The following is a 352-nucleotide window of genomic DNA, read 5'->3' on the forward strand; positions in this document are numbered from 1 at the left end:
CGGAAGGGGCGTGGCGACGGGTTTTCCTGCGAACAAGCTCGCTTCCGCCATGTCGGAGCGGGCTTTTTTTGTTTGTAGGAACCTCGAACAGGAGCTAACCATGCACTCTGCTGTCGATCTGAACTCCGATATTCGTGCCGCTATCGCGAGCACGCTAGCCCGTCGACGGCCCGACTACGTCGGACAACCGAATGCGTGGCGCAATTTGTGTGAAGCGGCCCACGTGGCCGGTCTAGCGGAACCCGCCCGAGCGGAGTTCCTTTCCCAAGTAACGACCCAGCGCGGGGCCGACATAGCCCTGCGCCTTCGGGAGCATGCTGCGTCCATCCGCGTCGCCGTCGTTCAATTTCTT

The 352-nt window shown here is 61.4% G+C and carries 1 protein-coding gene; it reads left to right on the forward strand.

Annotated features, from left to right (window positions below):
- Nucleotides 1-100: 100 nt before the first annotated feature.
- Nucleotides 101-352 (forward strand): DUF7696 family protein (locus ACYP5B_RS47880; protein ID WP_459574416.1); only part of this gene is annotated, 252 nt, incomplete at its 3' end.

The organism is Cupriavidus sp. 8B (genome assembly GCF_054589115.1).